The organism is Streptomyces sp. (genome assembly GCF_050698815.1).
Taxonomy (GTDB): domain Bacteria; phylum Actinomycetota; class Actinomycetes; order Streptomycetales; family Streptomycetaceae; genus Streptomyces.
Map to the genome: position 1 here is coordinate 1 of NZ_JBOHCV010000580.1, position 4,995 is coordinate 4,995.

At 72.0% G+C, this 4,995-nt stretch carries 3 protein-coding genes and 1 pseudogene; all 4 read right to left on the reverse strand.

Translation table 11 applies throughout. The features are described 5' to 3' along the window. A pseudogene (locus ACRDP3_RS20975) lies at positions 1–467 on the reverse strand (hypothetical protein); the annotation flags it as partial. Continuing rightward, a complete protein-coding gene (gene sigM / locus ACRDP3_RS20980) occupies positions 464–1,318 on the reverse strand; it encodes an RNA polymerase sigma factor SigM (RefSeq protein ID WP_431518523.1) in 855 nt (284 codons plus the stop codon). The pseudogene ACRDP3_RS20975 and the gene sigM, both read right to left, overlap by 4 nt. Positions 1,319–1,393: 75 nt before the next feature. Beyond that, a complete protein-coding gene (locus ACRDP3_RS20985; RefSeq protein WP_431518524.1) occupies positions 1,394–3,187 on the reverse strand; it encodes a protein kinase family protein in 1,794 nt (597 codons plus the stop codon). Positions 3,188–3,298: 111 nt separating this feature from the next. Then, the coding region (gene murJ, locus ACRDP3_RS20990) for a murein biosynthesis integral membrane protein MurJ (RefSeq protein ID WP_431518525.1) at positions 3,299–4,995 on the reverse strand (1,697 nt) is incomplete at its 5' end.

Below are 4,995 nucleotides of genomic sequence, written 5' to 3' on the forward strand. Positions count from 1 at the left end.
GGCCGATGGCGTCCCGGTCCGGTCGTGCCGCCGGGACGGACGGACGGACGCTCGGGGCCGGTGCTCCGCGGAGTACCGGCGTTCTCCGCCCGCGCGGCGGATGTTTCACGTGAAACCGCGGCTGCTACGGGCCGGGGTACGCCGGGAGCGGTTTCACGTGAAACAGCGTCGTCCTCCGGCGGCGCGGACGGCGAGGCGTCGAGCAGGGCTTCGGCGGCGAGGGCGGCGGCGATGCGGCCCTCGACGTCGGCGGGCATCCGGGCCGGGCCCGGCAGAGTGCCGAGCGCGTCGCGGATCTGCTCCAGCGAGGCGCGTACGTCCGCGCAGAGCACGCAGTCGGCAAGGTGGGTCCGCAGAGCGGTCGATCGCTCCGGGCTGAGCATTCCCTCGGTGAGCGCGGAGATCTCGGGCACGTCCGGGTGGCCGTCGGCGCTGGGCCCGCCGGACGTGAAGGGGGTGGATGTCATGTCTGCTCTCCTCCTCCCTTCACGGCTCCGGGCTGCTGCGTGACGCCTTTCGGCGGTGGGACGGATGGTCCCTCGGTCCGGTTCCTTCCCCCGCCGTGCTGTGCCGTACCCCACCCTTCCCCGTTCGGACGCAGGTGTGTGACCAGCGGCAGCAGCCGCGCGCGGCCACGGGCACAGCGGCTCTTGACCGTGCCGACCGCCACACCAAGAACCTCGGCGGCTTCGGCGACCGGATAGCCCTGCATGTCGACGAGTACGAGGGCGGCGCGCTGCTCGGCGGGCAGCTCTGCGAGGGCGGCGATGAGCTGGCGGTGCAGGTCCTGGCGCTCGGCGGGTACGGCGGCGGACTCGTGCGGCTCCAGCAGCTGGTCGAGGCGCTCGGTGTCGTCGGTGAGTGAGGTACGGCGGGAAGCCGTCTTACGGGCCCGGTCCAGGCAGGCGTTCACCGTGATCCGGTGCAGCCAGGTGGTGACGGCGGACTGGCCGCGGAAGGTGTGCGCGGCCCGGTAGGCGGAGATGAGGGCGTCCTGGACGGCGTCGGCCGCCTCTTCACGGTCGCCCAGGGTGCGCAGCGCGACTGCCCAGAGGCGGTCCCGGTGCCGGCGTACGAGCTCTCCGAAGGCTTGGCGGTCGCCGTCGACGTGACGGGCGAGGAGCTCGCGGTCGTCGGCCTCGGCTACGCGGGCCTGGTCCTGGCCGTGATCCCGGCCCTGGGACCGGCCCTGGGAGTCGTCCTGGGACTGGCCCTGGGCCGGTATGGGAGGCCGGGCAGGTCCGCCTGCCTTGCCGGGCCGGTCACGCCCGTGCCTGGGGCGGCGGCGTTTCGCTTCGCCGCCGCGGTCGTCGCTCACCGTCGGACGCCTCCCGTCATCCCCCGCCCGCCGTCCGAGCCGGCCGCCCCGTCGGCCGTTCGTCGTGTCGAGGTCTCAGCTCAGGACCTGGATCTCCGTGATCCGGCCACGGTAGTTGCCGTCGTCCGAGAGCGGGAGCTTGGTGAGCCACACCAGTACATACCGAGTCTTGATCGGTTTCTTCGCCTTGAGGGTGAGGTGCTCCCCGGCGCCCCCGCTGACCTTGCTGAAGCCGGCGAGGGTACCGGGCATCGTGGCGGTGGAGCTGGGCGCGGCGAGGAAGTCGGCGGTGGTCCGGCCCATGAAGTCGACCTTGACCGTACTCACCTGCTGCGGCTTGCCCAGGTCGAGGATGAGGCCAACGCCCGGCTTGAGGTTTCCGAAGTCGGGACGGCCGTAGTACCTCTGGGTGAGCCAGTAGGTGCCCGGAGAGTCGTCGTAGGCGTCGGAGACGTCCGCCGGATTCTCACTGCCGTTGCCACCGGGCAGCGGGTCGAAGTCCTTGGCGTCGACGATCTTCACCGGCGTGCCGGCGACACCCGCGTTGCCCTGCGGCTGTCCACCCTGGCCGGTTGTGCCGCGAGGAGAGTGGTCGCCCTTGAGCAGCGTGTCGGCGACCTGCCAGCTGCCGAGCCCCAGCGCCGCGATGAGCAGCGCGGAGACGCCCCACTTGAGCGCCTTGCCGGTACGCCCGGGAAGGGCGGGCGGTGCCGGGGCGTCGCTGACGGGGCCGGGGCCGCCGCTGTCGGTGGCCGCACGGGTGGGGCTCCCCGGGCCGTACCCGCCCTGCTGGTAGGTGGTGCGCTGGTAGGGCCGGGGGGCGCCGAAGGAGGACTCCGGGGGCCGGATGCGGGGCAGCGCGGCGACCGCCTTGGCCAGCTCCTCGGGGGTGGCGCAGGGCTGTTCGTGACTGGAGGCGGTGGCACCGTCGTTGACGAGGGCGCGCATCGCGAGCTGGGAGAGACCGCGGTGTACTCCGGCGCGCACCTGCTCGGGCGCGACGAGGGTGCCTTTGGCGAGGGTGCCGACGCCGGTGAGCCCGTACGCGTCCTCCTCGTACGGCCATCGCTGGGTGAGCGCGGCGTAGAGCAGCGCGCCGATCGCCTCGGTGTCGGTGCGCTGCGGCGTGTCGCTGCTGCTTCCGCGCAGCGCGGCGTTCACGGCGAGGCCGCGGATGCGGTACTGGCCGGAACCGGTGCGCAGCACCGCGCCCGGGGTGAGCCCGAGGTGGGCGAGTCCCTCACGGTGGGCGGCGGTCATCGCCTGGGAGAGCTGGCTGACGAGCTGATACGCGTCGTGCGGGGGCAGCGGTCCGGCGGGGAGCAGGTCACTGAGGGGGGTCGCGTCGGGCAGCCACTCGTGGACGACGTAGACGAGGTCGTCGTCCTCGACGGCGTCCAGGACCTGGACGAAGCGGGGGTCGCCCAGGAGTGCCGAGGAACGGGCCGCGGAGAGCACCGGGCGGGCGCGGGGATGACCGGTCGGAAGGATGTGCACGCCGACGGCGCGGCGCAGTTTCTCATCGACCGCACGCCAACTGCTGAAGCCGTCCAAACGGGTGACGCACTCCTCCAGACGATACCGTCGGGCGAGTTTGTGTCCGCTGTGCGGCTCGGGTGGCGCGGGCGTCGTGGAGGTCTCCGCCTGCCGGCTGTCCGGGCCTGCGTCTGTGCCGGTGCTGTCGTCGTGGGGGCCGTCGCCGGTCGCGTCGGGGATTTCTCTGGTGTCCGCCGTGGCCGTGGGCCCGCTGTTGCCGCTGTGTCCGTCCGTCGCGCTGCCGGCGTGGGCCTCGTCCGCCTCGGCGGTGAGCGGTTCTGCCTCACCGCTCGTCTCAGCCACGCCGACGGCGGCTGTGCTCCGTTCCGCCACCGTCGTTCCTGCCTCCCCAGTTCATTGCAGCCACGCTGTGAAACTGCTCGACAATTGTGCCCACAGTCCGCCGGTATGCACGACACACGGTGGCCGCGGATGGTTGTGCGGTCAGCGCCCGAGACGGGCGCGCACCATGCCGACCATGGCCGTCATCTCCTCGATCCGCATCCGCTTCGCCGCTAGGACGAAAACGGCGGCCAAAACGATCCCGCCGGCGATCACCGATGCCAGCGAACCGAGCGTTCCGCTGCCCAGCGCCCTGGCGATGGCGTAGGCGACGGCTCCGGCGGCGGCCGTGGCGGGCACGGCGGCGCCCGCCAGCCGGATGTACGTGCGCAGCACGCGGGAGGTGTCCAGATCGCCGCCCAGCCGCAGCCGCAGGCGGCGCCAGGCGACTCCGACACCGACGATGTAGGCGAAGCCGTAGGCGGCGGCCATGCCGACGACCGCCCAGCGGGCCGGCAGCAGCACGAAGCACAGCGCGGCGGCCACGGCGTTGACGGCGGCCACGATGACGGTGTTGAAGAACGGTGTGCGGGTGTCCTCGTACGCGTAGAAGGCGCGCAGCACCACGTACTGGACGGAGAACGGGATCAGGCCGACACCGAAAGCCATCAGCGCGAAGCCCATGGAGCGGGCGGCGTCGACGCCCGAGGAGCCGTAGATCAGCGTGCACATCGGGATGCCGAGGGCGAGGAAGCCGAAGGCGATGGGCACGATGGCGACGGCTGAGTTGCGCAGCCCCTGCGAGATGTCGTCACGGACGGCGCCGTGGTCGCCGTCGCTGGCCGCGCGGGACAGGCGGGGCAGCAGCGCCGCCATCACCGAGACGGTGATGATGGCCTGCGGCATGTTCCAGATCAGCTGGGCCTGGGAGTAGGCGGTGAAGCCGGTGCCGGGGCTGCCCTGTGCGGATGCGGTGTCGCCCGCCCAGGTGGAGAGCTGGGAGACGACGAGGACGCCCGCCTGGTTGGCCAGCACGAACAGGATGGTCCACTTGGCGAGCTTGGCGGCCTTGCCTAGACCGTGGCCGCGCCAGTCGAAGCGGGGCCGGACGCGGAAGCCCGACGCGCGCAGGTACGGAATCATGGCGAGGGCCTGCACGACGAGGCCCAGCAGGGTGCCGACACCCAGCAGACGTACGGCCTCGGGCGGGATGCTGCCGACGGTCATGTCGGACTCGGCGGCGGTGCCGTAGATCCACAGGAAGGCGCCGACGGTCGCCATGATGACGATGTTGTTCAGGACCGGGGTCCACATCATGGCGCCGAAGCGGCCGCGGGCGTTGAGGATCTGGCCCATCACCACATGGATGCCCATGAAGAAGATGGACGGCAGGCAGTAGCGGACGAAGGTGACGGTGACCTCGTTCGCGGCGGGGTTCTCCGCGAACTTGACCGACATCATGGGCACCAGCAGGGGCGCCGCGAGGGTGGTGACCACGGTCAGCAGGCCGAGGATGACGGTGACCAAAGTCAGCAGCCGGTTCGCGTACGCCTCGCCGCCGTCACCGTCCTCCTTCATGGCGCGGACGAGTTGCGGCACGAAGACGGAGTTGAGGCCGCCGCCGACGGTCAGCACGTAGAGCATCACCGGCAGGGTGATGGCCAGTTGGTAGGTGTCGCCGAGTACGGCGGCGCCGAGGGCGGCGACGATCATCGCCGAGCGGATGAAGCCGGTGAGGCGGGAGACCATGGTGCCGGCTGCCATGATGGCGCTGGACCGCAGCAGGCCGCCGGCTCTGCCGCCGCGCGGCGTGGGCGGGGCCGGCTGCGCGTCCGGCTCGGGCGGGGGCGGGGTGGCCT